This is a genomic window from Halorubrum trueperi, from assembly GCF_042662525.1.
GTDB lineage: Archaea > Halobacteriota > Halobacteria > Halobacteriales > Haloferacaceae > Halorubrum > Halorubrum trueperi.
Genome location: NZ_JBHSXI010000009.1, coordinates 262,843 through 288,488, shown reverse-complemented (window position 1 = coordinate 288,488; position 25,646 = coordinate 262,843). Strand labels below are relative to the sequence as shown.

Here is a 25,646-nt window from a genome sequence, read left to right as displayed (position 1 = left end):
CTTATAAGCGGCCGCGAGGAGCCCGCGAGGGACGCGGTGAGCGCTCGGAGAGCGCGAACCGCGAGGCTGGGGAGGGGTGAGGCTGCGGTGCGGTCGGGGTGGGACTCAAAGGGGCAGTCGCCGGCGGCTCTGCCGCCGGCTGCCAGAGGCGCTCCGCGCCTCGCTGCCGCGAGGCGGGCGCAGGCGACGTAAGCAGGGAGGGACCGAAGGTCCCTCTTGAAGCCGGCGCGGAGCGCCGGCGACACCGCAGGAACGAGTGCAGCGAGTGACGAGGAGCACAGCGAGCGTGCGTTCGCCTCGCGGCTGGGGCTTTGAAGAGGTTCACCGTGCAGTCAACCACTTATAAGCGATCAACACCAGAAACACAACGATTCACCGCGTCAGCAACGATATATAAACAGCCGCCGGCAACACCACTCATTCACGTATAAACGATCACCCCCACACAATGAGATCCCTACTCCCGCTCTCAATCACTCAATCCCCGTCAGCGGCGGGTTGTTTCAGATGAGAATATTTCTGAACAATAGGATTTCAGGAGGAGTCTCAGTTCCCATTTTGGACGACGTATTCGCCGGTGACCGTGCAGCGTCCGGGCCGGTGGGCGGGCAGCCGCCTGACGCAACGCCCTTGCCCTCCCGCGCCGAACACCGGATATGACCACGCGCGAGTTCGACGGAATCCGGCTGGAGAAGGTTCGAGAGCACGTTTGGGAGATCCCCCGCGAGGGCGACATGAACGTTCCCGCGCGGGTGCTCGCCAGCGAGAAACTGCTCGAGGAGATCGGCGAGGACGATTCGCTACAGCAGCTGAAGAACGCGACGCACCTGCCGGGCATGGTCGAGCCCGCCCTCTGCATGCCAGACGGTCACCAGGGGTACGGCTTCCCGGTGGGCGGCGTCGGCGCGATAGACGCGCACACGGGCTGCATCTCCCCGGGCGCGATCGGGTACGACATCAACTGCGGCGTCAGGATGGTGAACACGACGCTCACTTACGACGACGTCCGGGGACGCGAGCGGGAGCTCGTCGAGGCGCTCTTCGAGGCGATCCCATCCGGGCTGGGCGGCGGCGGCGTGATCGACGGTGACGCCGACGCCATCGAGGGCGCGCTCGAACGTGGCGTCGAGTGGGCCGTCGAGGAGGGGTACGGGATCGAGAGCGACCTCGCGCGCTGTGAAGACGAGGGGTGCCGGCCGGACGCTCGCCCCGAGTACGTCTCGCAGAAGGCAATGGACCGCGGCCGTAACCAGCTGGGCTCGCTCGGCTCCGGAAACCACTTCCTCGAAGTGCAGCGCGTCACGGATGTCTACCGAGAGGACGTCGCCGACGCCTACGGGCTCAGGGAGGACGGGGTCGTCGTCCTGATCCACTGCGGGAGCCGCGGACTCGGCCACCAGACCTGCAACGACTACCTGCGGCGGATCGAAAAGGAGCACGGAGATCTCCTCGACGAGCTCCCGGACAAGGAACTCGCGGCCGCGCCGGCCGGCTCCGCGCTGGCCGACGAGTACTACGGCGCGATGGGCGCGTGCATCAACTTCGCGTGGGTGAACCGCCAGCTGATCACCCACCAGGTACGCGAGACGTTCGGCGAGGTGTTCGACGCCGATCCGATCGACGACCTCGGGATGGAGCTGCTCTACGACGTGGCGCACAACATCGGCAAGAAGGAGACGCACGAGGTCGGCGTCGACGCGGACGGCCGCCCCGCGGTCGGCGACGAGGCGGTCGACCGCGCGGAGCGGGAACTGTACGTCCACCGGAAGGGAGCGACGCGGGCGTTTCCCGCCGGCAACGAGGACGTGCCCGCGACCTACCGAGACGTGGGCCAGCCGGTGATCATCCCCGGGAGCATGGGTGCCGGCTCCTACGTGCTCCGCGGCGGCGACGAGTCGATGCGCGTCTCGTTCGGCTCCACCGCCCACGGCGCTGGTCGGCTGATGAGCCGGACGCAGGCGAAACAGGAGTTCTGGGGCGACGACGTGCGCGACGACCTCGAATCGGGCCAGCAGATCTACGTGAAGGCGCAGTCGGGCGCGACGATCGCCGAGGAGGCACCCGGCGTGTACAAGGACATCGACGAGGTGATCCGCGTCAGCGACGAACTCGGCATCGGCGACAAGGTGGCGCGGACGTTCCCCGTCTGTAACATCAAGGGATGAGACGCGCCCGGGGCGGGGGGGAACGACCGCACCCGCCGACCCCTTATATCGGATAGCGCACCAGTTCGCGGCGAGATGACCGGGGACCAGCCGATCGACGATGCCCGCTCGACGACCGACGCCCGCTCGACGACTAACGCCGATCCCGGCGTCGTCAGCAGACGGTCGCTTCTCGGTGCCGTCGCCGCCTTCGCCGGCGGCGGACTCGCCGGCGTCGGAACCCTCGCGGCGTTCAGCCGACCGGCGGCCGCCGTCGACGGCGACCCGGCCGCGTTCGAGGCGGGCGACGCGCCGACGGTCGTCAGCAACGACGGGCGGATCGAGTCAGTCTACCTCTCGCCGTCGATAGACGTCTCGTGGACCGATTTCTCCGAAGGCGTCGAGACCGTGACGCTCTCGCTCGCCGTCGGCGGCGCGGACGGCGTCGACGAGATCTACCGGGAGACGCTGAACGCGGAGGACCCGATCGCGCTACCGGGAGACGTCTCCGGAGTCGAAAGCCGAGACGGGGACGGAGATCCGGTCCCGCCCGACTTCGACGCGGTCGACGGCGGCCTCACGGCGACCTTCGAGCGGGCGGACGCGACGGCCCGCGGAGACTCGGTGACGAGCGAGTCGCTCGCCGCGCCCGACCTGCTCGGCGGCGAGTCCGCCACGACGACGCTCGACGTCGTGTTCCGCGCGGACGTCGCCGGCGGTGGCGACGAGGCGACCGTCGTGCGCACGACGACCGTCGACGTGACCGTCGAGAACCCCGCCGGCGACGCCGGGGCAGGGGGCGCAGTCGAGGTGGACGCGGTCTGAAATCCGTCTGCGAGGCCGTGCGCCCTCACCGCTCCCGCTTCGCCTCGCGACCGAGTCGCTCCTCGACGGCGGTCACCTTCTCGTCGGCGGTCGTGTCGGCGGTCCGCTTGTCGTCGATCTTCAGCACGGTCGAAACTCGATCGCCATCGACGGCGTCGTGGGCGGCAGCGGCGGCCGCGAACAGCGTCTCGGCGTCGTCCGCCTCGATCACGGTTCCCATCGGGTTCGTTTCGTAGCTCACGTCGAAGTCGTCCAGGGCCGCGACGGCCTTCGCGACCTCGCCCGCCATGCTCCCCTCGATAACGGGTGCGACGCTCAACATCGCGATTGCGGTCATGTCCGTGCATGCGAGCCGCGGTCACTTAAAAACGAGTCGCCCGATCGACGGCGGTCCGTCGATCGGTGGCGTCTCGCGGAATTCACCGATCGATAGCGTCGCGCAGGAACGAAAGCTGGTGGCCGATCGCGGGCTCGAAATCCTCGCCGAACGGGGAGAAGTGGTCCGCGGGCATTGAGACGACGGTCCCGTGAGACAGCGTCTCGGCGGCGTCAACGACTGTTTCGGCGTCGACGATGGCGTCGTCGGTGCCCGCGAGCAGCAGCGTCGGCGCGCGGATCTCGCCGAGACGTTCGACCGGACGGTAGTTCGCGACCCGCAGCAGCGACCGCGCCGGCGTCTCGTTGCGCCACGTCGACTCGCGATCGACCAGGTCGAGGTACGCGCGCTTCGCCCCCAGCTCCGTGATCGCCGCGATCTCCTCCGCCTCGCCGACGATCGGGACCGTGCGTCCGCGTCCGAACCGGTGTCCGAACAGGTCACGGAGCCCCACACGCGCCGCGTTCGCGAGGTACCGCCCGCCGCGTCGCCGGGCGATCGCTCGGCCGTCGAGCATCGGCACCATCCCGATCACGGCGGCGACGTCGCGCCGCTCCGCCGCGAGCGTGAGGACGTGCGCGGCCGACAGCGACGCGCCCCAGAGGACGACGTCCCGACCGACGGCGTCGACCCGACGAGCGCGTTCGACGGCCGCCTCGTAATCGGCGCGCTGGTTCGCGGGGTGGATAGCCTGCGAGCGGCCGTCCGAGGCACCGAACTCGCGGTAGTCGAACAGGAACGCGGCGTATCCGGCGTCGGCGAACCGCTCAGCGATCGCCGGGTAGCCGAAGGTCCGCTCGGCACCGAGCCCCGGTGCCATCACGACGATCGGCGGCTCGTCGCCGTCGCCGCCGGGGAGGTACAGCGTGCCGCGACAGGTGTCGCCGTCGACGTCGAACGCGATCTCGCGAGTGGCGAACCGCTCGCGCGGCGGACGGTCGAGCCGTCGCTGGGCGCGGTTGACCGGATGTCGTCGAGTCACGAGTGATCCCCTGCGTCGACCCGACCGTCGTCGACGTGCGTCAGCGTCTCCAGCACGCGCGTCGAGAACTCAGTCTCGGAGATCTCGTACCCGATCAGTTCCTCGAACCACGTCGCCTCGGCGTGCCACGTGCCGAGGACGTCGCCCGGAGAGCGGACGACCGTCCCCTCGACCCGTACCGGATCCCACGCGTCCGCCTCCGCGCGGTCGATGAGCGCGTTGAGCGCGCGTCCGATCTCCCCGCGGTGCACCTCGCGGCCGGGGAACGCCGTCATGTACGTGAGATCTAGCGGTTCGCCCTCGTCGATCGACTCGACGCTGACTCCGTAGCTTCGGAGCGCGGGCTCCACCTCACTCGTCCGCTCGTCTCCGGTCATGGGCGAAACGTCGACGGGGCGGGATAAATCGGTACCGGCGTGCGAACGGCGACGCAGCTCGTGAAACGCAGAACGAACTGTTAGGAGCGATCCACAGAAAGCCGCGGACGGGGAGCGCCGCCGCAGTCAACGGCGGCGATCGATTCTGTCAGAGGCACACGATTGTCCCGTGCGGCCGGTTCGTAGTACTCCACGAAATTATATAAACTCTCGGGAGTGTCCTCCCGGAGGCGAAAGACCGATCACGACACGGATTGTCAGCTGAGTCGGGCACCCTTTATAAGTTTCGCGGGACAGGATCGGATATGCTCCGGGCGGTGGTGACGTCGGTGACGCGGTCGGCCGATGCCGTGGGTATCCTCGTCGTCGGCGGGCTGTTGACGCTGGTGGCGTGGACGGTCACGCCCGTCTGGATCGGCGGAGCGCTCGCCTTCCCGCCGCTCGTCGCGCTCGCGCCCCTCGCGCTCGCACCGGCCTTCGTCGTCCGCGGCTACCTCGTCCGCCACATCGCGGACGGCGTCGAGACCGGGAACGCGGACGGTGCCGTCCCCTTCATCGCGTGGAACGATCTGTACCGAACCGGGGCGAAATCCGCGGCGTTGAGCGCCGTCCTTCTCGCCCCGCTGGCCCTTTTGATCGCGTTCGTCGCGCTCGGAGGCTCGGCCCTCGTGTCAGGAGCCGTCGACTCTGGTCCGATCGTGACCGCGATCGAGAACGCGTTCGGCGACGGCGGCGTCGCCGCGGTCGTCGGACTCGGAGGCGGCCTGATGGCCGTCGTCGCTGCCGCGTACCTGCTCGCGTTCGCGTACGTCAGGCCGGCGGCGCTCGCCGCGTTCGCCGCGTCCGGACGGGTCCGTGACGGCCTCCGCCCGAAGCGGGTCGCGCGCGTCGCCGGAAACGGCGAGTACGCGACCGCGTGGGTCGTCGCGGCGGCGACGCTCTCGGCCGGCTACGTCCTCGCCGGACCGTTCGTCCCGCTCGCAGTCGGCGTCGCGTTCGTCTTCGCGCTCCGCGTGATCGCTCACGGGCTGTACGGCCGTGGAGCGTCGGCGGCGCTGTCGGACCGCAACTCGAACGCGCATCACGAAGACGAACCGGCAGGGAGCGAGGAGCGAACCGCCGTCGACAGCGACGGGCTCGACGGGCACGACGGAGTTCGACCCCCCTCGCCCGAGGCTCCGCCGACGGTCCAATCGGGTCGAACGGTTTCGCTCAACGGCGATGCCGTCGTCGGTGCAGACGGCGGGTTCGACTGGACCGCGCCGATCGATCGGGGTCGGGACGGCGATCTGGACGGCGACGCGAACTATGGCACGAACGATGATGCGAACGATGACGCGAACGATGACGCGGACGGCGATCGAGGCGGCGACGCGTTCGAGTGGGGCCCCGGCGTCGCGAGCGGCAAAGACAAGAGTTGATACGAGCCCGGGCGAAGCGGCGATCATGCGCATCTCCGACCGGGGCTACGGCGAGGAGGGCAGGGAGCGGCTCACCCTCGTCCCCGAGAACGTCGACGACCTCTGGCACCTCGCGCACGTCCTCGAACCCGGGGACCTCGTCGAGGGCGACACCACCCGCCGGATCCAGCGGAACGACGACCAGATGCGGGACACCGGCGGCCAGCGCGAACACCTGTTCGTCACGCTGGAAGTCGACGAGGTAGAGTTCGCGCGGTTCGCGAATCGACTCCGCGTCTCGGGCGTCATCGTCGCCTGCTCGCGAGAGGACCAGCTCAACGCCCACCACACGATCAACGTCGAGGAACACGACGAGATCACGGTGGAAAAGCACTTCAAGCCGGACCAGACGGAGCGCTTGGAGGAGGCGACGGAGGCCGCCGAGAACCCGGACGTCGCCATCGCGACCGTCGAGGAGGGGGCCGCCTACGTCCACACGGTCCAGCAGTACGGCACCGAGGAGTACGCCTCGTTCACGAAGCCGACCGGGAAGGGCGACTACTCGCGGCCCCGCGAGGAGCTGTTCGCCGAGCTGGGCGAGGCGCTCGCGCACCTCGACGCCGACGCCGTGATCCTGGCCGGACCGGGGTTCACGAAGACCGACGCGCTCGACTACATACGGGAGGAGTACCGCGACCTCGCCGACAGTATAACCACGGTCGACACCTCCGCAGCCGGCGATCGCGGGGTCCACGAGGTGCTCAAACGCGGGGCGGTCGACGAGGTGCAAAAGGAGACGCGGATCGCCAGAGAGGCGACTCTCATCGACGACCTCACCGCCGAGATCGCGCAGGGTGCCAAGGCGACCTACGGCCCCGAGGACGTGGCCGAAGCCGCCGAGTTCGGCGCGATCGAGACCCTGCTCGTCGTCGACGACCGGCTTCGAACAGAGCGACAGGGGGAGGGTGACTGGTCGATCGACGTCAACGAGGTGATCGAGTCGGTCGAACAGCAGGGCGGCGACGTGGTCGTCTTCTCCTCGGAGTTCGACCCCGGCCAGCAGCTCTCGAACCTCGGCGGGATCGCCGCAATCTTGCGGTATCGGTTGCAGTAGCGGAGGGTGACAGCACGACGTCCGTGGTAACCGAACGAGGCGGCGACACCACGGTTCGGCCGAAGCCGTCATGGCGCTCGGTCGTGAACGGCCGCCATGGACGAGCAATCGACCGAGGAATACACGCGGCTCGTCGAGAACAACGGACTCGCCCTGCTGTTCGCGAATCGGGTTCGAGCCCGGGTGATCGCGACGCTGTTTTACGCGTCGGAACCGCTTTCGGTCGCCCGCATCGCCGCGGGTGCCGGCGTCGACCAGACCGTCGTCCACGAGGCACTCGATCCGCTCGACGGGTTCGGAATTCTTGACGCGATCGAATCGGCAGACGGACGGAAACGCTACGCGCTCGACGAAGGAGACGACCTCGTCGCCGCGCTCCGGACGGTCGCCGAGCTTGCGACCGAGCGCTATCACCGCGAGGAGATCGACGTCCCGAACGACGCAGCGGAGTAGATCGCGGACTCCGCCGCCGTCGAAGGTCGCGTCACTCGATCCGCACGGTCGTCTCGTCGTAAACGCCGTGCGCGGCGGGATCCTCCACGGCGAGCCCCGCGCCTATCGTGTGCGCTCCCGGCTCGGCCGGCCGCCAGTCCGTTTCAGATACCTTGAAGCACTGCTCCCAGGTCCGGGTGAATCGCCGACGCTCGCCGCGATCGAGCGTGAACCGCGTCTCCGAGTTTGGCAGGGGCTCCGGGACGTGCGAGGCGTCCCGGTGGCCGTCGACGTGCCAGGTCCACGGCACGGGCGACCGCGTCCGTACCGTCACCGGAAACGGCATCGGGTTTCGGAGTTCGATCGCGATCGGAACGGGATCGCCGCGGTCGTACGCGTCGTCGGACGTGCGGACGCGAACCGACACGGCGCGGCGGTGGAGACCGTGCGGAAGGAGCCACCGAGTCAGTGTCGCCGCCGGAAGCGTCCGGGCGGCTCGCGGCTCGGGTCGAGCGTCGGACTCGTTCGGTCGGTACGGATCGTCGTCCGCCCGGTCGACGCCGTCCCCGCCGCGTACTCGACGCATGCCGGAACGTCGCCATCGTCGGGAATAAGCGTGTCGTCGGGATCGAACCGTCGAGAGGAGACGGGCGGTCGGGTCGCCCGGAGTGGACGCCGCGACCCCTCTCGGTTCAGTCGCCGCCGCTCGCGGCCGAGCCTGCGACGGCCTCGTCGTCAGCAGTGCTTCCGGCTCCCGAGTCTCCCGCCTCGCCGCCCCCGCCCGCCTCTTCCGCGTCTCCCGGCTCCCCCGCGTAGTCGGGGTCGAACAGGTGACAGGCGATCCGGCCGGCGTCGGTCCTCCGCAGCGCGGGCTCGTCGGTCGTACACGGCGTCTCGAACGTCTCGTTCAGCAGCTCCGCCGCGTCCGCGAACCGCTCGGCCGCGATCGCCTCGATCGCCTCGCCGACCGCGTTCTCGGCCGCCGGGTCGGACAGCGGCGACGGGATGTCGAACTCCTCGCGGATCGTCGCCGGAAGCGAGTCTTCATCGTCGAGCGCCGCGAGCGCGATGTCCCCCTCTCGCGCGCGGTGTCGGAGCGACATGACCGCGTGCCACTCCTCCTGCTCGAAGTCGTAGTCGGCCGGCGGGATGACGCGGGGACACCGCGTGTGGAACGTACAGCCGGACGGCGGGTCGATCGGCGAGGGAACGGACCCTTCGAGGAGCACCCGATCGCCTTCCCACAGCGGATCCGGTTCCGGGATCGCCGACAGCAACGCCTCCGTGTAGGGGTGCTGTGGCGGCTCGAACAGCTCCTCCGGCGTCCCGATCTCGGCGATCGTGCCGAGGTACATCACGGCGATCTGATCGGAGATGTGCTCGACGACGGAGAGGTCGTGAGCGATGAACAGGTACGCGATCCCCAGCTCCTCCTGGAGGTCTTCGAGGAGGTTGAGGATCTGCGCCTGCACGCTCACGTCGAGCGCCGAAACGGGCTCGTCACAGACGATGAAGTCCGGGTCGACCGCGAGGGCGCGAGCGATACCGATCCGCTGGAGCTGGCCGCCGGAGAACTCGTGAGGGTACCGGTTGGCGTGACTCGCGTTGAGCCCCACCCGTTCGAGCAGCTCCTTGATCCGGGCGTCCCGGGTGGTATCGTCCTCGAGACCATGAATGTCGAGCGCTTCGCCGATGATGTCGTTGACCGTCAGCCGCGGGTTGAGACTCGACCGGGGGTTCTGAAAGATTATCTGCATCTCCTTGCGGAGGTCGCGGAGCTCGCCGTCCGAGAGCGCCGTGACGTCCCGTCCCTTGAAGTAGACGGAGCCGGCGGTCGGCTCGCGGAGCCGGAGTATCGAGCGGCCGATGCTGCTCTTCCCGCACCCGCTCTCGCCGACCAGCCCCAGGGTCTCGCCCTCGCGGATCTCGAAGGAGACGCCGTCGACGGCTTTGACCTCCTTCCGCCGGCCGAAGAGCCGATCGATGAAGTCGGTCTCGGATTCGTAGTACTTCTCTAGGCCCTCGACTCGGAGGAGCGGCTCGTCGCCGCTCATCCGTCGTTCACCTCCGACGCGACCGCGGGTCCGCCACGGTCCATCGGATCGTCCTCGCCGCGGACCGTCACCTCGTAGTCGAGCTCCCCCTCCAGCTCGCCGGTGTGGGCGAGACACGCGGCGACCTGCGAGTCGCTCTCGATCGGATTCGCGGGGTCGCCGGTTTCGGTATCCACGAGCCGGGGTTCGATCCGGGTGCACGACTCCTCCGCGTACGGACAGCGGGGATGGAAGTTACACCCCGGCGGAACCTCGATCAGGTCCGGCATCCGTCCGGGGATGGTCTGGAGTCGATCGCGCTCGTCGCCGATCCGCGGGATCGAACTCATCAGTCCGACCGTGTAGGGATGCTGCGGGTCGTAGTACACGTCCTCGACGGGTGCCATCTCCACCGGGTGGCCGGCGTACATCACCATGACTCTGTCGCAGAACTCGGCGACGACGCCGAGGTCGTGAGTGATGAGCTGGATGGCGGTATCGGTCTCGGTGGCGACCTCCTCGAGCAGTTCGAGGATCTGCGCCTCGATCGTCACGTCGAGCGCGGTCGTCGGCTCGTCGGCGATGATCAGGTCGGGATCACACGACAGCGCGATCGCGATCACGACGCGCTGTTGCATGCCCCCGGAGAACTGGTGCGGGTAGTCGCTGTACCGCTCTGCAGCCGAGGGGATCCCGACCGATTCGAGCGTCTCGATCGCTCGCTCGCGAGCCGCCGCCTCGTCCAGTCCGAGGTGGTATCGGATCGCTTCGGAGATCTGCTCGCCCACGGTGTACGACGGGTTCAGCGCGGTGCCCGCGTCCTGGAAGATCATCGCGATCTCGTTCCCGCGCAGTTCGCGCATCTCCTCGTCGTCCATTTCGATGAGATTCCGTCCCTTGAACCGGATCTCGCCGCTCTCGATGACGCCGGGGTCGTCGAGGAGCCGCATGAGCGCGAGGCTCGTGACGCTCTTTCCGGCTCCGCTCTCGCCCACGACGCCGAACCGTTCGCCCGCCTCGATGCGGTACGAGAGGTCGTTCGTCGCCTTGACGACTCCGTCTTCGGTGTAGAATCTGACGTTCAGGTCCTCGACTTCGAGCATCGCCATCAGCGAAGACCCCCCGTGTCGGAATCGGTGCTCTCGCCCTGTGGATCGAAGGCGTCCCGCACGCCGTCGCCGACCAGGTTGATCGCCATCACGAACGCAAAGATGGCGAGTCCGGGGAACAGTCCGGCCCACCAGCGACCGCGGGCCATCGCGTCCTGTTCGACGTTGAGCATGACGCCCCACTCCGCGCTCGCCGGCGAGAGGCCGAGACCGATGAACCCGAGCGCGGCGGCGACGAGGACCGTGGTCCCGATGCTGAGCGTCGCCTGGACGATGACCGGAGCCATCGCGTTCGGGAGGATGTGCCGCGTGATGATCGACCGGTCGCGCGACCCGAGCGCCTTCGCGGCCGTGACGTAGTCGTTCTCTTTCACGCTCAGGATCTCTCCCCGGATGATGCGGGCGTACGGCAGCCACCCGACGGCGACCAGCGCGAGGATGAGTTCCCAGTATCCCCGTCCGAGGACCGCGATGACCGCGATCGCGAGCACGATGAACGGGAACGCGTACAGCATGTCGACGACGCGCATGATGAGCTCGTCGACCTTGCCGCCGTAGTACCCCGCGATCGAGCCGAGCGGGATCCCGACGACGAGCGCGACGGCGACGGCGATGAAGCCGATGGAGAGGCTCCATCGACCGCCGTACATCACCCGTGAGAGGATGTCTCGACCCGCCCAGTCGGTGCCGAACAGGTAGAGGCCCGACGGCGGCCACGCCAGGAAGTGTTCGAGGGTCGGCGGCTGATACCCGGTTATCACGTCCTGTGCCGCGGGGTCCGCCGGCGCGAGCGAGAACGGCTGAATCGTCCGTTCGGCGAGAAGCGGAATCCCGCCTGGAACCTGAATCGGGCGGGAGAAGACGGCCAGAAGGACCATGACCGCGATGACGGCAGCGCCGAACAGCGCGAGGCGGTTCCGCTTGAACCGCATCCACGCGTAGTCGAGACGTCCCCGCCCTTCCTCAGCCTGAAGGTCGGGCTCCCACGAGGAGAGCGAGTCTCGGGACTCAACGCGTTCGACGTCGAATCCGGTGACTCGTATTCGTCCGCGTTCCGTCGTCTGCTGTGAGTTTTCGGATGACATTATCAATATCGAATGCGCGGATCGAGATACGCGTAGAGCACGTCTGCGAGGAAGTTCGCGACGATCACGGCGACGCCGATGAGGAGGACGATCGCTTGAATGACCGGGAAGTCGCGGTTGCCGACGCGGTCGACAAGGAGGCGTCCGATGCCCGGATACGAGAAGACGATCTCGACGACCACGGAGCCGCTGATGATGAACGCGACCTGGATCGCCGCCACGGTGACGACCGAGATCAGCGAGTTCCGGAGCACGTGCTTCTGGACGACGGTGCGCTCAGGGAGTCCCTTCGCGCGCGCCGTCCGGACGTAGTCCTTGTCGAGTTCCTCGACCATCGACGACCGCATCAGCCGCATCAAAAGCGCCGTGGATCCGGTTCCGATGGTGATGGCCGGTAGCAGCGTGTAGACGAGCATGTCGTAGCTGAGTAACCCCCGGTCCGTCGGCGGGAGGATCGGAAACAGGCCGAGCCAGCTCGCGAGGACGAGGAGCAGGATGAGTCCGAGCCAGAAGTTCGGGATCGCGATCCCCAGCAGCGCGAACACGCGGCTGATCTGGTCGATCTTGGTGTTCCGGTAGTACGCGGCCACGATACCGGACGGGATCGCCGTCGCGATCGTGACGCCGAACGCCATGATCCCCATCACGAGCGTGTACGGAAGCCGGCTCACGATCTCGTCCGTCACCGGACTGCGAGAGATGATCGACGTCCCGAAGTCACCGGTCGCCGCGCTCGTCACCCAGTCGATGTACTGGATGTACACCGGCTGATCCAGACCGTACTCGGCGCGTATCTGCGCTTCGGTCTCCGGGTCCAATTCGGTGAAGAGGGTGATGAAGTCGATGGGGTCGCCGGGGATGGCGTGGACCATCCCGAAGGTGAGCATCGAGATTCCGAGGAGAAGCGGGATGGTTATGAGTGCGCGTTTCAGGACGAATCGTTGGAGGCTCATCGAGGTGAAAGTGGGAGTGCGGTCTGGTAATTACGTGTTCCGCTCCGTCACTCCGCGGGGTAGACGACCTCGTCGAGATGCGGCTTGTACAGGGTGTTGTACCGGTTACTGGAGTTCGGATGCGGCGACCACTGATCGAGCGACTCGAGCTTCTCCGGGTTCACCACGTCGATCTGATCGCCGGTCCACATGTTCGCCATCGGGACGTCCTGTGCGACGAGCTCTTGGATGTCCTGGTAAACCTGCCGACGCTCGTCGACGTCGATCGTCTGCTGGCCATCCTCGATGAGCTGGTCCATCTCCTCGCTCTCGTAGAGGTTCCAGTTGAACCCGTCCGGCACGTGCCGCTCCGACGAGAGCAGCTCCGCCACGTGTCCGTCGGGGTCGGAGCCCCCGGTCCAGCCGATGCCGGCGACGTCGGTACTCTGTGCGGCTCCCTCGGGGTCGAGCAGGAACGGGACGAGGTCGTCGAACGCGCGGACGTCGAGGTCGGCGTCGAAGAACTCCGTGTCGTCCATCGTCTGCTGAATGATCTCCATCCACCGCTCGCGGGTCCGGTTGACGTTGGTGATGAACGAGATCTCGAATGGAGCCTCGATGTCCTCCTCCTCGAAAGCCTCCTCGATCAGCTGAAGTCCTGTCTCTTCGTCCTGGCCGACGTACTCGTCGAGCAGCTCCTGCTCGTGTTCTTCGTCCCAGAAGGCACCGAGACCGGGGCTGATCGGTCCCGCAAGCTCCGTCGCATTGCCGCCGAACACCGCTTCGATGACGTCCGACTTGGGAATGAGTCGAGTCATCCCGCGGCGGAACTTCTCGTTCGTGAACGGTTCCTGTAGGACCGGGTACGTGATGAAGTCGAACCCGACCGCGTCGCCCGTGATGATCTCGCCGGTCTGGTCCGCCCACTGGTCGAGCTCGAACGGGGCCGGGTTGTCGATCATGTCGAGCTCGCCGTTGGCCATCGCCTCCTCCTGTGAGACCTGCTCCGGAATGACGCGGAACGTCACTCGGTCCCACGGTGCGGTCCCGGGGTGGTCGTCGCCGTCGTACCAGTACTCCTCGTAGGGAACGAGCACCGCGCGGTCCTCGTCCGAGAACTCTTCGAGCACCCACGGGCCGGTCCCGAGACTCTCCTCGGTGAAGTCGTGATCATCCTCCGCGGGGCTCTCGCTGATGCCGTCGGCCCCGCTCGGGAGGATCGGCACCGCGGCGATGTCCGCGAGGAACGGCGCGTGCGGGTTCGCGGAGGTTATCTCGATTTCGTAATCGCCGATCACGTCGACGCTATCGACGAATGAGACGGTTGCGGCGTTGGTCGTTCCCCGCATCCGTTCGATGGAGAATGCGACGTCGTCGGCGACGAACTCGTCGCCGTTGTGAAAGGTGACGCCCTCGCGGAGCGTGAAGTTGAACGTGGTCTCGTCGACCTGTTCCCAGTCGGTCGCGAGCTCGCCGCGGAACTCACTGAGGTCGAAAAGCGACGCGATCAGGGTCTCGTATGCCATCGTTCCGACGACGGAATTGGAGGTGGCGTCGGCGATGATCGTCGGATCGAACGTCCCGGGGTTCGCGCCGGCCGCCGCGACGAATTCGGTGGTACCGTCGTCGCCGTCACCGCCGTCCACGCAGCCGGCGAGGCCGACGGCGCTCGCTCCTCCCATCGCGGCGAGCACCCGACGACGAGTGGTTGAAGACTGTTTCGTACGGGGATCTCGGTGTGACATACCCAGACGTACGACTCTTGTGTTAAAAACCATTCTATTCTTCAGTAGAAATGTCCGTCCGTGCGAAAACCGACCGTTTGTCGGTCGAGCCGATCGGTCGGAACGTCGCCTGCTGGGAAAACCGAATACATCCGGTCGAGTGTTTATACTACGCCGGTACGGAGCGTGTGCGTATGGAGCCAGATCTGGACCGGTTCGCGTCTCGACGATCGACGGTCTACGGCCAGCGCGGCGTCGTCGCCACGAGTCAGCCCCTCGCCAGTCAAGCCGGCATCGAGATGCTGCGGGAGGGCGGAAATGCGTTCGACGCCGCGGTCGCGACCGCGGCCGCGCTGAACGTCGTCGAACCGACGTCGACGGGGCTCGGCGGGGACGTCTTCGCGCTGTACCGGACCGCCGACGGCGAGGTCGGCGCGATGCGAGCCTGCGGCGGTGCTCCGGCGGACGCGACGATCGACAACGCGAGGGAGGCGCTCGCGGCGGACGACGACGTGGAGGAGGACGATCCCGACGAGGTCGAGATGCCGATGACCGGCCCCCACGCGGTCACGGTGCCGGGGACCGCACGAGGGTGGGAGGCGACCGCCGACCGATTCGGCGAGTTCGGTCTCGAGCGACTCCTTCGGCCCGCGATCCGCTACGCGACGGAGGGGTATCCGGTCAGCGAGGTGATCGCCGACGGGTGGTCGAACGGCGAGGAGTTGTTCGAGAGCGAGCACGCCCGCGAGGCGTTCCTCTTCGACGGGGAGTCCCCGACGGCCGGACAGAAGGTCACGCTCCCGCGGCTCGGACGGTCGATGGAGCTGGTGGCCGAGGAGGGCGCTGACGTGGTGTACGAGGGGGAGATCGCGGAGGCCATCGCCGAGGAGGTTCAGTCGGCGGGCGGGTTCATGACCGTCGACGACCTCGCTGACTTCGAAGTCGAGTGGCCGGAGCCGGTCTCGACGACGTACAACGGCGCGGAGGTGTACGAGCTTCCGCCGAACAACCAGGGGCTCGTCGCGCTGGAGGCGCTCAACGTCGCCGCAGAGCTGGGTGCGGGCGAGTACGACCGCGACACCGCGGAGCGCGTTCACTACTTCGCGGAGGCCATGAAGGTCGCCTTCCACGACGGCCACCGGTACATCACCGACCCGGAGTACGAGGATCACCCGCCGCTCGGATCCGCCTCGTGGGCGGAGCGGCGCGCGGCGGCGATCGGGTCCGAGGCCAACCACGACGTCTCGTTCGGCGTTCCCGACGCCAACGCCGAGGACGCGGACACGGTCCTGCTCACGGTCGCCGACGACGAGGGGAACGTCGTCTCGTACATCAACTCACGGTTCGCCGGCTTCGGGTCCGGGCTCGTCGCTGGCGAGACGGGGATCGCCCTCCAGAACCGCGGCGCGTCGTTCTCGCTCGATCCCGACCATCCGAACAGCCTCGAACCGGGGAAGCGTCCCTTCCACACCCTGATACCGGGCGTCATGCGGCTCGACGAGGACGACTGGGCCGCCTTCGGCGTGATGGGCGGCTACATGCAGCCGCAGGGACACGTGCAGGTGATCTCGAACCTCGTCGACTACGAGATGCCCCTCCAGCGGGCCCTCGACGAGCCGCGCTGGCGGTACCGCGAGACGGGCGAGCTCGCGCTCGAACCCCACTTCGACGACGGGATCGCCGCGAAGCTGGTCCGAAAGGATCACGACGTCCGAACGCTCTCGCCGATCCAGTTCGGCGGCGCGCAGATCGCGCGTAACGACTCCGGCGTGCTCTCGGCCGCCACCGAACCGCGAAAGGACGGAAACGCACAGGGGTACTGACCGCCGTCTGAGGGACGTTCGGCTCGATGAGGCGGGAGAGAACGGGACCGGCGGTCGTCGACGGAAAAGCGAAGCGGTTGTCACCGACCGGGCGTGAAAGCGACAGAGATGACCCGGCAAAACCTGTCTGTCTTCTTAACGGTGCCGCGTTCACAAGGAGGAGCGATCGGCGTGATGGTCCACAGGCGGCCCGTGTCGCCTTCGTACGGGATGTAGGTGTTTGTTGTCGGGGGGATAGAATTTGTGGGCGTGGGTACACTTATAACCTCTCGTATGATAGACCGTATCAGAATGACGCGAACCATACGACGACGTGACGTTCTCAGAGGCGCTGGCGCGGCGGGAATCGCAGCGGTTGCAGGATGTTCAACCGAGGACGGCGGCGACGGCGGGGACGGTGGCGACGGCGGCGACGGCGGCGACGGCGGCGACGGCGGCGATGTCCCCGACGCCGTGATGGTCGTGGGGTTCCCGGAATCCGGCATCCAGCTGTTCCGCGACTTCTACTCGGATTTCGCCGAGGACGCTCCCGACCTCGACATCATCGTTCCGGACGGGCTGATCGATGCAGACCTGCCGGGCGAGGTGGACAACGACATGAACAACGTCATCGGAACCGCGCCGTCGGCCGGCGGCCCGGGTGCCGAGTTCTTCGCCGACGAGTACGAGGCCGAGTACGACTCGGAGCCGGGCGTGTTTACGGCGCAGGCGTACGACGCGATGGCGATCGAAATCCTCGCTGCGACCGCCGCCGGCGAGAACGACGGCGAGGCCATCCGGGATCGCATCCGGACCGTCGCGAATCCCGGCGGGGAGGAGTTCGGTCCGGAGAGCCTGCCCGACGCGGTCGAGGCCGTCGCGGCCGGCGACCCCGTCCACTACGTCGGAGCGTCGTCGAGCGTCAACTTCGACGTCAACGGCGACATCGCCACCGCGGCGTACGACATCCAAGACTTCCAAGACGGCGAGATTGAGACGCTCGATACCCTGGAATTCGGGAACGAGCTCTCTGACGAGGACCTCAACGCACCCGCAGCCGATCCCGTCGGCATCGACGGCGAGTTCGAGGCGATGATCGGCGTGTTGATGCCTGAGACCGGTGACCTCGGCTCTCTCGGCGGTCCGATCCGCGACGGCGCGCTGCTCGCCGCGGTACAGGTCAACGACGCCGATCTGAACGTCACGGTGGACACCCGCGTCGAGGACACCCAGACCGATCCGCAGGCGGGCATCTCGGGCGCGAATTCGCTCGTCGACGCAGGGTACGCGGCCGTCGTCGGGCCGGCCGCCTCGAACGTGAATCTCCAGGTCGCGGACCAAGTGTACATCCCCAACGGTGTCGTCGGCATCTCGCCGTCCTCGACGAGCCCGGACGTGACCGACTTGGACGACAACGACTACGTCTTCCGGACCTGTCCGTCCGACCTCCTTCAGGGCCCGGCGATGGCCGAACTCGCGAGGGGCGATACGGTCGGTGCCGAGTCCTCGGGAACGCTGTACCTCAACGACGCCTACGGCCAGTCGCTCGAAGAGGAGTACGTGGCCGCGTTCGAAGAGAGCGACGGCACGATCACGGAGCGCGTCTCCTTCGAGCCGGCACAGGCGACGTACACCAGCCAGTGGTCGAGCGTCCTCGGACAGTAAACTGGACGCGATCAGCCTGAAAAGAGCGGCTTCACCCTTCGTATTTCTATCGGGCAAACGACATCACAGAGCCCGTCACAGGCGAGACGGATGACGGGAGTCCGGCCTACCCGCCGAGGAAGTCCTTCCGCACATCCTCGTCGTTGAGCAGCACCTCTCCGCGGTCGGTGTAGCGATTCTCGCCGTTGACGAGGACGTATCCGCGGTCGCAGCGACGCAGCGCCTCCTTCGCGTTCTGCTCGACCATCAGGACCGCCGTCCCGGCGTCGTTGATGCGGTCGATCCGGTCGAACATGTCCGAGACGAGGTCGGGTGCCAACCCCGCCGACGGCTCGTCGAGCAGCAGGAGGTCGGGATCTAACATCAGCGCTCGGCCCATCGCGACCATCTGCCGTTGGCCCCCGGAGAGGGTGCCCGCCTTCTGCTCGCTGCGCTCCCGGAGGATCGGGAAGCGGTCGTAGATCGTCTCTATCTGGTCTTCAGGAACGCTATCGAGGATGTACGCGCCCATTTCGAGGTTCTCGCGCACGCTCAGTCCGGGAAACACGTTGTCGTTCTGCGGGACGAAGCCGATCCCCTCACGGATGATCCGCTCGGGCGCGAGCCCGTGGATCGGCTCGCCCTCGAACTCGACGGTCCCGTCCATGTACGTCGTGAGTCCGAAGACGGTCTTCATCACGGTCGATTTTCCGGCCCCGTTGGGACCAACGATTGTGACGTACTCCCCGTCGGCGACGTCCAGATCGACGTCCGAGAGTATCTGGAGGTCGCCGTATCCGGCGTCGAGTCCGCGGAGTCGGAGGATCGCGTCGCCGTCGATCGTCGGCGTCGTCCCCGCCTCGGCGACTGGAGCGGCGTCAGCCGCGGGATCCGCGGGTGCGTCGTCCGCGGATGCGGCGTTCGCGGGTGCGTCGTCAGCAGGCGAGTCGTCCGCGGTCGGATCGTCGCTCATAGGTCCTCCCCCAGGTAGGCCTCGATGACCCGTTCGTCGTTCCGAATCTCGTCGCCGGTACCCTCGGCGAGGACGCTGCCCTGGTGCATGACGATGACGCGTTCGCAGTTGTTCATGATGACGTCCATGTCGTGTTCGACGAGGAGGAACGTGTACCCGTCCTCGCGCAGCTGATGGATGCGGTCGAGAAGCTTCTCTTCGAGCGTCGGGTTGACGCCCGCGAGCGGCTCGTCGAGCAGGACCATCTCCGGCTCGGTCATGAGCGCGCGGGCCATCTCGAGGAGCTTCCGCTGCCCGCCCGAGAGGTTCCCGGCGTGTTCGGTCGCGAGATGGTCGATCTCGAAGAAGTCGAGCGTCTCCCAGGCACGCTCGCGAAGCGCCTCCTCCTGTTCGATAACCGCGCCGCGGAGCCCCGGCGTGACCGAGCGGATCGCCGACTCGCCGATCTGCCCCTTCGGCGCGAGCATCAGGTTCTCCAGCACAGTCATCTCCTCCAACTCGCGGGCGATCTGGAACGTCCGGACGAGCCCCTTTCGCGCCATCTGGTACGGCTTGCTCCCGGTGACGTCCTCGTTCTTGAAGTAGACGTTCCCGGCCGTCGGCTCGTGAACGCCGGTGATGCAGTTGAACGTGGTCGACTTACCCGCGCCGTTCGGGCCGATGAGCCCGGTCAGCGAGCCCTGCTCCACCTGGAAGGAGGCCCCATCGACGGCCGAGACGCCGCCGAATCGCTTGACGAGTCCCTCAACTCGGAGCGGTGGTGCCCCGGAGGGAACGTGCTTTGCCGCCTCCTCGACCGCGCTGTCGTTCGCCTCGGGCTCGTCGATCGGTCCGCCCGCCTCGTCCGCCGCGTCGGGCGCGTCGGGCGCGTCGGGCGCGTCGGGCGCGTCGGGCGCGTCGCTACTCATCTGCGTCACCCCCGTGAGGCCGCTCGGAGAGGTCGACGGCCGCGGCCGTCTCGATCCGATCGCCGAGCAGTCCGTCGGGCCGCCGGTGCATGATGAACACGAGGATAAACCCGAGGAAGACGAACTGCAGCGGCGCGATGTTGTCGGTCGCGTACGCAAGGAACGCGGTCGGATCGAGCGAGACCACCGCGTCGGCGAACGACGACGGCGTCTCGGCGTCGATGACGTCGCGGACGGCGGAGCCGACGCGACGCGGTCCCTCGAACAGCACCGTCGCGAACACGATCCCGCCGAGGACGGCACCGGTGTTCGAGCCCGACCCGCCGATGATGACGGCGACGAAGACGTAGAACGTCAGGAGCGGCATGAACTGCGGCGTCGGCGAGACGTTCCCTTGGCTCCCGAACCAGAGGATGCCGGCGAGTCCCATCAGCGCGCAGCCGATCACGAACACCTTGATCTTGATCAGGTCCACGTTTTTCCCCAACGAGTTCGCGACGAGTTCGTCCTCGCGGATGGCCTTGAGCGTCCGACCGAACGGCGACCGCCCGAGCCGCTCCAAGAGCACGTAGAACCCGATCACGAAGGCGGCCAGCACGGCGATGTACCCCCAGTCGATGAGGATCGAGTGCGAGATTCCGAGGCCACCCTCGCCGAAGATCCCGAAGACGAGGTCTCCCAACGGGGTCGGACTTCCGGACTGTCCGGCGACGAGGAAGAGGTCACGGACCGGGTTGTCGGGCATCCCCATCCCGCGACCGCCGCCGGTCCCGACACCGATCGACTCCCGCAGGAAGGTGTCGAAGGCGCTCGACTGGAGGAACAACCGGACGATCTCGGAGATGCCGAGCGTGACTATCGCGAGGTAGTCGGCCTTGAGTCGGAGCGCCGGGAGCGCGGCGACCAGCCCGACGATCGCGGCCATTCCCATCCCGGCGACGATCCCAACCGGGAGCGGGAGGCCGAACCCGGGCGGGCCGAAGGCCGGGTCGGGGGATCTGACGACGATCCCCATCGTGTAGACGCCGAGCGCCATGAACCCGGCGACGCCGATGTTGAACAGCCCCGCGTACCCCCACTGGAGGTTCAGCGCGAGCGCCGAGAGCGCATACACGAGCCCGAGGAAGGTCAGCGTTCGCATCAGCCCGACGACGCTGTTGAGCCCGCTGGTGAACGTGAGGACCGTCGCGGCCGCGTAGATCAAAAGCAGCGTCCCGAGCACGAGGCCGAGGTCGCTCCGACGTGCGGCGTCGATCAGCGCGGCCGTGGCGCTGTCGGGGGCTTTTCCCCCGTCCGGCGTCGCCGACGAACCGTCGCTCATGCGGTCGAAACACCTCCGAAGAGCCCCTCGGGGCGAAGGAGGAGCATGAGGATCATCACGGCAAAGGCGGCGGCCTCGTTGAAGTCGGACGGGATCCAGATAGTCGAGGTCGTGAACACGATGCCGATGACGAGCCCACCGGCGATGGCTCCGTACACCGAGCCGATGCCGCCGAGGATCACCGCGGCGAAGATCAGTAGCAGGAGAAGCCAGCCGAAGTCGAACTGGATCGTGCCGCGGAGCAGGACGTAGAGGTAGCCCGAGGCACCGGCGAGCCCGCCGCCGATGATCCACGTCGCGGTCACGACGCGCTCGGCCGGGATCCCGGTGATCAGCGCCAGATCCTTGTTGTCGGCCATCGCCCGCATCGCGGTTCCCAGCTTCGTGTGCTGGAGCATGAAGTGCATCGCGAGCATCAAGCCGATCGCCGCGACCACGATGGTCAGCTCGTGGGCGTTGACCGAGATCCCGAAGGGCCCCACGAGGTTCGAGGCGTCCACGCTCGTCGTGACCCCGCGACGGTCGGAGCCGTAGACGAACTGGAGGAGGTACCGGACGATCAGGGCGGCACCGATCGATGCGATGAGGATCGATATCCCGTCGCGGTCGCGCATCGGCTTGTAGAAGGCCCGATCGAGAACGACGGCGATCACCGCGGTGACGGCGAACGCGACGAGGAGCCCGATCAGTATCGCGCCCGGCGTCGAGAGGATGTGTGCGCCGATGTCCCCCGAACTGGCGCTACCGGCGTCGCGGACGGTCAACAGGGTTCGAAGCGGTACGTCACCGAAGCCCGCGAGCAGGAACGCCACGCCCCAGCCGGTGAAGGCACCGGTGCTGACGAGGTCGCCGTGCGAGAAGTTCGCGAACGAGAGGATGCTGTACGTCATCGAGAGGCCGATCCCCGCGAGCCCGATCACGAGGCCGATCACGAGCCCGTTCCAGAGATTCGACCGGAGCCGGCCGGTCGAGAGCGTCCCGCCGACGGGGCCGAGAGAGACCCCCGCGAGCTTCGCGAGGAGGTCGACGAGCAGCAGGCCGCCGAGGATCGCGACGAGCGCGAGCCCCGGTTGGGCCCGAACCGAGTCGACGACCGACGATTCAGTTGTTCCCATGTGTGCGTCTCACTGACGCAGGGTCTGATACCGAGAGGTAAATAACTCGCTGTTTCGACGGATATCAGGAGCTCGAAAACGCTTGACAGCTGGTGTGACGGTGCGAACGGCCGGACTCGCCCGACTCAGTCGCCGCCGGCGGCGCGCGCGTGCCGACGGGCGTCGGCCGCCGAGCGCCCATCGCGGAGCAGCGCCTCGACGAACAGCTCGCCGGCCTTGTACGAGGACCGGACCATCGGTCCGGACGCGCAATAGAGGAACTCGAACTCCTCCTCGGCGACGGCGCGCCACGTTTCGAAGGCGTCGGGGTGGACGTACTCGAACACGTCGAGGTGCGAGCGAGACGGCCGGAGGTACTGTCCGAAGGTGACCACGTCGACGCCGACCTCCCGGAGGTCGCCGAGCGTGTGATACACCTCGTGGTCGTACTCGCCGACGCCGAGCATGAGGCTCGTCTTCGTGTGTATCTCCGACTCGCGGTCGACCCGATCGAGCACCGCGAGCGACTGCTCGTAGTCGGCCCGCCGGTCTCGAACCGGCCACTGGAGCCGCTCGACCGTCTCGACGTTGTGTGCGATCACGTCCGGGCCGGCGTCGACGATCCGGTCTATCGCCGCCGGGTCGCCCTGGAAGTCCGGGATGAGCGTCTCGACGAGGATCCCCGGATCGCGTCGCTTGATCTCGCGGATCGTCTCGGCGAAGTGCGCGGAGCCGCCGTCGTCGAGGTCGTCGCGGTCGACGGAGGTGAGGACGACGTAGTCGAGCCCGATCTCGTCGACCGCGTCGGCGACGTTCGCCGGCTCGTCCGGGTCGAGCGCGTCCATTCCCCCGGTCTCGACGTCACAGAAGTTACAGCCGCGCGAGCAGCGGTCGCCCAGCAGCATGAACGTCGCGGTGCCGGGTCCGTCGTCTCCCGACCAGCACTCGCCCATGTTCGGGCAGTTGGCCTCCTCACAGACCGTGTGGAGGTCGCGCTCGCGGAGGCGCGCTTTGATCTCCGTGAACCGGGACCCGGACGGCGGTCGCGACTTCAGCCAGTCCGGTTTCCGACGGCCGCGGTGCATGCGTAATCCACGGTGGGCAGGGGGCAAAAACGTGCGGATCGGGCCGACAATAGGGCCGTCTCATCCCGTCAATCCAGTAGCGCGGCGCTCTCGACGATTTCGGCGAACTCGCCGCGCAGGTGCGCGAGCGCGGCGCGGTGGGAGTCGTCGGCGTCGATCCGCTCGCCGTCGTGACCTTTTCGGGCGTGCGTCGCGGTCGCGTCGGCGACGACGGACACCTCGTAGCCGCGGTTCTCGGCCTCGCGGGTCGTCGTCGAGACGCAGTGATCAGTGGTGAGCCCGCAGACGACGAGCGCCTCGTGTCCCCCCTCGCGGAGCCAGTCGTCGAGTCCCGAGTCGAGGAGCGCACCGTTGACCGACTTCTCAAAGGTCGCTTCCCCCTCCCGCGGGGCCGTCTCGGGCTTCCACGCGAACCCCGGCGCGTCGGGTCGGAGCGGCGAGTCCGGCTCGGTCGAGGCGTGTCTCACGTGCGCGATCGGCCGATCGGCCTCGCGCCACCGCGAGAGCAGCGCGGCCGCGACCGCCTCCGCGCCGGGGTTGTTGCGCTCGCCCCATCCCGGCTCGTCGAAGCCGATCTGAAAGTCGATCAGGAGGAGAACGGGTGGGTCGGCGGAGTCGGCGTCGGAGACTTCGTGGCCGCCGCTGATCCCGCGCGAGTCTTTTTCAGTCATCGCCCAGCCCCGACGTCACGGTTCCGGAGCGGTCCGACGACGACGGCCTGGATCCCCCGAGCCGCCGCCACGCTCCGTATTCGAGCAGTGGCTCCGGTGCTTTCGGGTGTTCGCGGGTCGGCGCTAACGGGCAGGCGTCGGGGCTCGCGTCGTCGTCCTCGCGGAACAGGTACTGCGTCCACTCGCGGTCGCCCTCGACGCCCCAGTCGCCGAGATCGGCGTGCGGGCAGACGCCGTCGTAGTCGCCCATTCGCTCGCGGATCGTCTCTCTGGCGCGCTGGCCCGCCTCGGTGTCGGCGGTGATCCCGTCGAAGACCGCTCGGGGCTGGAAGGTTATCTCCAAGCCGACCGGGGAGTACCTGCTCGCCCGTTCGTCATAGAACGGTGCCCTAGAGGTGGGGAACAGCGGCTCGTCGCCGAAACAGAATTCCCAGTGTGGGTCGTCCGGGTCCGTCGGAATGGCCTCCGGCCACGGCTCGGGATCGTGGACATGGAGGAACTCCAGGACGTGCCACAGCCGCTCGTGGTAGTGCGCCTCGCCGGGGTCGCCGGCCGGGGGGCGAAAGAACACCGCGAGCGGGGCGCGGTCGGCGTGGTCCGCGTAGGCGTCGAGGTACTCCGAGAGCACGTCTCGGAACCGCAAGAGCGCGGCGGGGTCGGTCGTCGACTCGCAGGCGGCGTACAGCAGTTCCCCCTCGCGTTCGACTTCGATGCCGAAGTAACAGGGGAACGGTGACCCGTCGCGGTCGCCGAGCATCGACTCGCGGAACGTCCGGTAGTGCTCCCGCAGCCACCCGGGCGCGTCGTCGAGCCGATCGTGGAGCGTCGCCTGGTCCAACAGCACGCCCTCGGTGCCGGGCTCGTTCATACGTCGCGTCCGAGGCGAGCGGGCTTTTGGCTTTCGCCGGTGTCCGGCGGTGCCCGATGTGTTGTCGAGCGTCGTCGACCGCGGGACGGGCACTCACTCGGCGCGCCAGCGGCCGCCGAGTTCGTGCCGCTGCATCGAGTCGGCCTCGCCGTCCCGGAAGACGCTCACGCGCCCGGTCTCCTCGCTGAGGGTGACCGTCGCGACGACCTCCGGCCGGATCGAGGTCTCGATCGCGCTCATGTGTCGCGAGCCCATCCACGGCTCGTAGTTCACGTCGTCGACGAGGTCCGACTCGCCGCTGCGGGTTCCGAGGTCCCTGAAGCGGACCATCTGCGATTCGATCTCGCCGTCGACCGCGACGACGACGCCACCGTCCTGCTCGACGCTCACCGACTCGACGACCTCGACGAACCCGTCCGCCGCGAACGCCGAGGGGCACCGCTCGCGGGGCCACCGGTTGTCGCCCATCGGGTCGGCGTAGGCCCCGTACTCTCGGTCCGCCACGACGGCGAAGTACAGCCCGGGGCCCTTGACGTGGGGCTCGTCCCAGCCGTCGAAGGAGACGCTGACGTGCTCGGCGCAGTAGGTCAGTCGGTCGACGATCTCCCGCACGCGCTCGTGGCCCACGTACTCGATGGCGAGGCGGTTCACGCTTCGCCCTCCGTCCGGAACGCGACGGCGACGCGATCGGTCATACGTCCACCGACGAGCCGGCCGTATATAAGACGCACCGACGCGGCTCGTGCT

Annotated in this window: 24 protein-coding genes; 7 read left to right on the top strand and 17 right to left on the bottom strand. The window is 67.7% G+C overall.

The features are described 5' to 3' along the window. Positions 1 to 656 precede the first annotated feature (656 nt). Positions 657 to 2,165, top strand: coding sequence for an RtcB family protein (locus ACFQEY_RS09050; RefSeq protein ID WP_379767463.1), 1,509 nt, complete (start codon positions 657 to 659; stop codon positions 2,163 to 2,165). A 75-nt stretch (positions 2,166 to 2,240) separates the two neighbouring features. Further along, the gene (locus tag ACFQEY_RS09045) at positions 2,241 to 2,969 is read left to right on the top strand and encodes a hypothetical protein (RefSeq protein ID WP_379767461.1); all 729 of its coding nucleotides are present in this window, start codon (positions 2,241 to 2,243) and stop codon (positions 2,967 to 2,969) included. 25 nt (positions 2,970 to 2,994) lie between these two features. Here the strand turns inward: ACFQEY_RS09045 and ACFQEY_RS09040 are convergent, their stop codons facing one another. From ACFQEY_RS09040 to ACFQEY_RS09030, 3 genes are all read right to left on the bottom strand, one after another. Further along, positions 2,995 to 3,306, bottom strand: a complete 312-nt coding sequence (locus ACFQEY_RS09040) for a thiamine-binding protein (protein ID WP_379767458.1) — start codon at positions 3,304 to 3,306, stop codon at positions 2,995 to 2,997. An 82-nt stretch (positions 3,307 to 3,388) separates the two neighbouring features. Further along, positions 3,389 to 4,327, bottom strand: a complete 939-nt coding sequence (locus ACFQEY_RS09035) for an alpha/beta hydrolase (RefSeq protein ID WP_379767455.1) — start codon at positions 4,325 to 4,327, stop codon at positions 3,389 to 3,391. Continuing rightward, the gene (locus ACFQEY_RS09030; protein ID WP_379767452.1) at positions 4,324 to 4,704 is read right to left on the bottom strand and encodes a DUF8159 domain-containing protein; all 381 of its coding nucleotides are present in this window, start codon (positions 4,702 to 4,704) and stop codon (positions 4,324 to 4,326) included. The genes ACFQEY_RS09035 and ACFQEY_RS09030 overlap by 4 nt, the downstream gene beginning before the upstream one ends. Before the next feature lie 305 nt (positions 4,705 to 5,009). Between ACFQEY_RS09030 and ACFQEY_RS09025 the strand changes: the two genes are divergently transcribed. The 3 genes from ACFQEY_RS09025 to ACFQEY_RS09015 all read left to right on the top strand — a co-directional run bounded on the left by ACFQEY_RS09025 (position 5,010) and on the right by ACFQEY_RS09015 (position 7,671). After that, positions 5,010 to 6,125, top strand: coding sequence for a DUF4013 domain-containing protein (locus tag ACFQEY_RS09025; protein ID WP_379767449.1), 1,116 nt, complete (start codon positions 5,010 to 5,012; stop codon positions 6,123 to 6,125). A gap of 25 nt (positions 6,126 to 6,150) precedes the next feature. Beyond that, positions 6,151 to 7,218, top strand: coding sequence for an mRNA surveillance protein pelota (locus ACFQEY_RS09020; protein WP_379767446.1), 1,068 nt, complete (start codon positions 6,151 to 6,153; stop codon positions 7,216 to 7,218). Between the two features lie 96 nt (positions 7,219 to 7,314). After that, positions 7,315 to 7,671 carry a hypothetical protein gene (locus ACFQEY_RS09015; RefSeq protein ID WP_379767443.1) on the top strand — a complete coding sequence of 119 codons (357 nt, stop codon included), beginning with the start codon at positions 7,315 to 7,317 and terminating at the stop codon, positions 7,669 to 7,671. A gap of 31 nt (positions 7,672 to 7,702) precedes the next feature. Here the strand turns inward: ACFQEY_RS09015 and ACFQEY_RS09010 are convergent, their stop codons facing one another. The 6 genes from ACFQEY_RS09010 to ACFQEY_RS08985 form a co-directional block, all read right to left on the bottom strand. Continuing rightward, positions 7,703 to 8,236 carry a hypothetical protein gene (locus ACFQEY_RS09010; RefSeq protein WP_379767440.1) on the bottom strand — a complete coding sequence of 178 codons (534 nt, stop codon included), beginning with the start codon at positions 8,234 to 8,236 and terminating at the stop codon, positions 7,703 to 7,705. Positions 8,237 to 8,342: 106 nt separating this feature from the next. After that, positions 8,343 to 9,704 (bottom strand): ABC transporter ATP-binding protein, encoded by a 1,362-nt coding sequence (locus ACFQEY_RS09005; RefSeq protein ID WP_379767437.1) that lies wholly within the window; start codon positions 9,702 to 9,704, stop codon positions 8,343 to 8,345. Then, on the bottom strand, positions 9,701 to 10,792 hold the full coding sequence (locus tag ACFQEY_RS09000) for an ABC transporter ATP-binding protein (RefSeq protein ID WP_379767434.1): 1,092 nt from the start codon (positions 10,790 to 10,792) through the stop codon (positions 9,701 to 9,703). Before ACFQEY_RS09000 ends, ACFQEY_RS09005 begins: the two co-directional genes overlap by 4 nt. Then, complete coding sequence (locus ACFQEY_RS08995) at positions 10,792 to 11,877, bottom strand: ABC transporter permease (RefSeq protein WP_379767431.1); 1,086 nt, start codon at positions 11,875 to 11,877, stop codon at positions 10,792 to 10,794. Before ACFQEY_RS08995 ends, ACFQEY_RS09000 begins: the two co-directional genes overlap by 1 nt. 2 nt (positions 11,878 to 11,879) lie before the next feature. Next, entirely contained in the window at positions 11,880 to 12,830 is a 951-nt protein-coding gene (locus ACFQEY_RS08990) for an ABC transporter permease (protein ID WP_379767428.1), read from the bottom strand. 47 nt (positions 12,831 to 12,877) lie between these two features. Continuing rightward, complete coding sequence (locus ACFQEY_RS08985) at positions 12,878 to 14,554, bottom strand: ABC transporter substrate-binding protein (RefSeq protein ID WP_379767425.1); 1,677 nt, start codon at positions 14,552 to 14,554, stop codon at positions 12,878 to 12,880. 173 nt (positions 14,555 to 14,727) lie between these two features. On the opposite strand from ACFQEY_RS08985, the gene ggt reads away from it, so the two are divergent. Then, positions 14,728 to 16,356, top strand: coding sequence for a gamma-glutamyltransferase (gene ggt / locus ACFQEY_RS08980; protein WP_379767422.1), 1,629 nt, complete (start codon positions 14,728 to 14,730; stop codon positions 16,354 to 16,356). 291 nt (positions 16,357 to 16,647) lie between these two features. Beyond that, a complete protein-coding gene (locus ACFQEY_RS08975) occupies positions 16,648 to 18,000 on the top strand; it encodes an ABC transporter substrate-binding protein (protein WP_379767420.1) in 1,353 nt (450 codons plus the stop codon). Positions 18,001 to 18,106: 106 nt separating this feature from the next. Here ACFQEY_RS08975 and ACFQEY_RS08970 read toward each other — a convergent pair whose 3' ends face one another. From ACFQEY_RS08970 to ACFQEY_RS08935, 8 genes are all read right to left on the bottom strand, one after another. Next, entirely contained in the window at positions 18,107 to 18,952 is an 846-nt protein-coding gene (locus ACFQEY_RS08970; protein ID WP_379767417.1) for an ABC transporter ATP-binding protein, read from the bottom strand. Beyond that, the gene (locus ACFQEY_RS08965; RefSeq protein ID WP_379767415.1) at positions 18,949 to 19,860 is read right to left on the bottom strand and encodes an ABC transporter ATP-binding protein; all 912 of its coding nucleotides are present in this window, start codon (positions 19,858 to 19,860) and stop codon (positions 18,949 to 18,951) included. The genes ACFQEY_RS08970 and ACFQEY_RS08965 overlap by 4 nt, the downstream gene beginning before the upstream one ends. Further along, on the bottom strand, positions 19,853 to 21,181 hold the full coding sequence (locus ACFQEY_RS08960; protein WP_379767412.1) for a branched-chain amino acid ABC transporter permease: 1,329 nt from the start codon (positions 21,179 to 21,181) through the stop codon (positions 19,853 to 19,855). Before ACFQEY_RS08960 ends, ACFQEY_RS08965 begins: the two co-directional genes overlap by 8 nt. Then, entirely contained in the window at positions 21,178 to 22,296 is a 1,119-nt protein-coding gene (locus ACFQEY_RS08955; protein ID WP_379767409.1) for a branched-chain amino acid ABC transporter permease, read from the bottom strand. The genes ACFQEY_RS08960 and ACFQEY_RS08955 overlap by 4 nt, the downstream gene beginning before the upstream one ends. 125 nt (positions 22,297 to 22,421) lie before the next feature. Next, positions 22,422 to 23,360 carry a lipoyl synthase gene (lipA, locus tag ACFQEY_RS08950; RefSeq protein WP_379767406.1) on the bottom strand — a complete coding sequence of 313 codons (939 nt, stop codon included), beginning with the start codon at positions 23,358 to 23,360 and terminating at the stop codon, positions 22,422 to 22,424. Positions 23,361 to 23,428: 68 nt separating this feature from the next. Beyond that, on the bottom strand, positions 23,429 to 24,031 hold the full coding sequence (locus ACFQEY_RS08945) for a cysteine hydrolase family protein (RefSeq protein WP_379767403.1): 603 nt from the start codon (positions 24,029 to 24,031) through the stop codon (positions 23,429 to 23,431). Further along, positions 24,024 to 24,899, bottom strand: a complete 876-nt coding sequence (locus tag ACFQEY_RS08940) for a YqcI/YcgG family protein (RefSeq protein WP_379767400.1) — start codon at positions 24,897 to 24,899, stop codon at positions 24,024 to 24,026. The genes ACFQEY_RS08945 and ACFQEY_RS08940 overlap by 8 nt, the downstream gene beginning before the upstream one ends. Positions 24,900 to 24,992: 93 nt before the next feature. Continuing rightward, positions 24,993 to 25,550: a hypothetical protein gene (locus ACFQEY_RS08935; protein ID WP_379767397.1), complete on the bottom strand. Its 558-nt coding sequence runs from the start codon at positions 25,548 to 25,550 to the stop codon at positions 24,993 to 24,995. Positions 25,551 to 25,646 lie beyond the last annotated feature (96 nt).

Excerpts from the sequence above, each read along its gene's own strand:
- ACFQEY_RS09050 (WP_379767463.1), top strand. The coding sequence starts at position 657 with ATGACCACGCGCGAGTTCGACGGAATCCGGCTGGAGAAGGTTCGAGAG.
- ACFQEY_RS09045 (WP_379767461.1), top strand. The coding sequence starts at position 2,241 with ATGACCGGGGACCAGCCGATCGACGATGCCCGCTCGACGACCGACGCC.
- ACFQEY_RS09040 (WP_379767458.1), bottom strand. The coding sequence starts at position 3,306 with ATGACCGCAATCGCGATGTTGAGCGTCGCACCCGTTATCGAGGGGAGC.
- ACFQEY_RS09030 (WP_379767452.1), bottom strand. The coding sequence starts at position 4,704 with ATGACCGGAGACGAGCGGACGAGTGAGGTGGAGCCCGCGCTCCGAAGC.
- ACFQEY_RS09025 (WP_379767449.1), top strand. The coding sequence starts at position 5,010 with ATGCTCCGGGCGGTGGTGACGTCGGTGACGCGGTCGGCCGATGCCGTG.
- ACFQEY_RS09020 (WP_379767446.1), top strand. The coding sequence starts at position 6,151 with ATGCGCATCTCCGACCGGGGCTACGGCGAGGAGGGCAGGGAGCGGCTC.
- ACFQEY_RS09015 (WP_379767443.1), top strand. The coding sequence starts at position 7,315 with ATGGACGAGCAATCGACCGAGGAATACACGCGGCTCGTCGAGAACAAC.
- ACFQEY_RS09010 (WP_379767440.1), bottom strand. The coding sequence starts at position 8,236 with ATGCGTCGAGTACGCGGCGGGGACGGCGTCGACCGGGCGGACGACGAT.
- ACFQEY_RS09005 (WP_379767437.1), bottom strand. The coding sequence starts at position 9,704 with ATGAGCGGCGACGAGCCGCTCCTCCGAGTCGAGGGCCTAGAGAAGTAC.
- ACFQEY_RS09000 (WP_379767434.1), bottom strand. The coding sequence starts at position 10,792 with ATGGCGATGCTCGAAGTCGAGGACCTGAACGTCAGATTCTACACCGAA.
- ACFQEY_RS08995 (WP_379767431.1), bottom strand. The coding sequence starts at position 11,877 with ATGTCATCCGAAAACTCACAGCAGACGACGGAACGCGGACGAATACGA.
- ACFQEY_RS08990 (WP_379767428.1), bottom strand. The coding sequence starts at position 12,830 with ATGAGCCTCCAACGATTCGTCCTGAAACGCGCACTCATAACCATCCCG.
- ACFQEY_RS08985 (WP_379767425.1), bottom strand. The coding sequence starts at position 14,554 with ATGTCACACCGAGATCCCCGTACGAAACAGTCTTCAACCACTCGTCGT.
- ggt (WP_379767422.1), top strand. The coding sequence starts at position 14,728 with ATGGAGCCAGATCTGGACCGGTTCGCGTCTCGACGATCGACGGTCTAC.
- ACFQEY_RS08975 (WP_379767420.1), top strand. The coding sequence starts at position 16,648 with ATGACGCGAACCATACGACGACGTGACGTTCTCAGAGGCGCTGGCGCG.
- ACFQEY_RS08970 (WP_379767417.1), bottom strand. The coding sequence starts at position 18,952 with ATGAGCGACGATCCGACCGCGGACGACTCGCCTGCTGACGACGCACCC.
- ACFQEY_RS08965 (WP_379767415.1), bottom strand. The coding sequence starts at position 19,860 with ATGAGTAGCGACGCGCCCGACGCGCCCGACGCGCCCGACGCGCCCGAC.
- ACFQEY_RS08960 (WP_379767412.1), bottom strand. The coding sequence starts at position 21,181 with ATGAGCGACGGTTCGTCGGCGACGCCGGACGGGGGAAAAGCCCCCGAC.
- ACFQEY_RS08955 (WP_379767409.1), bottom strand. The coding sequence starts at position 22,296 with ATGGGAACAACTGAATCGTCGGTCGTCGACTCGGTTCGGGCCCAACCG.
- lipA (WP_379767406.1), bottom strand. The coding sequence starts at position 23,360 with ATGCACCGCGGCCGTCGGAAACCGGACTGGCTGAAGTCGCGACCGCCG.
- ACFQEY_RS08945 (WP_379767403.1), bottom strand. The coding sequence starts at position 24,031 with ATGACTGAAAAAGACTCGCGCGGGATCAGCGGCGGCCACGAAGTCTCC.
- ACFQEY_RS08940 (WP_379767400.1), bottom strand. The coding sequence starts at position 24,899 with ATGAACGAGCCCGGCACCGAGGGCGTGCTGTTGGACCAGGCGACGCTC.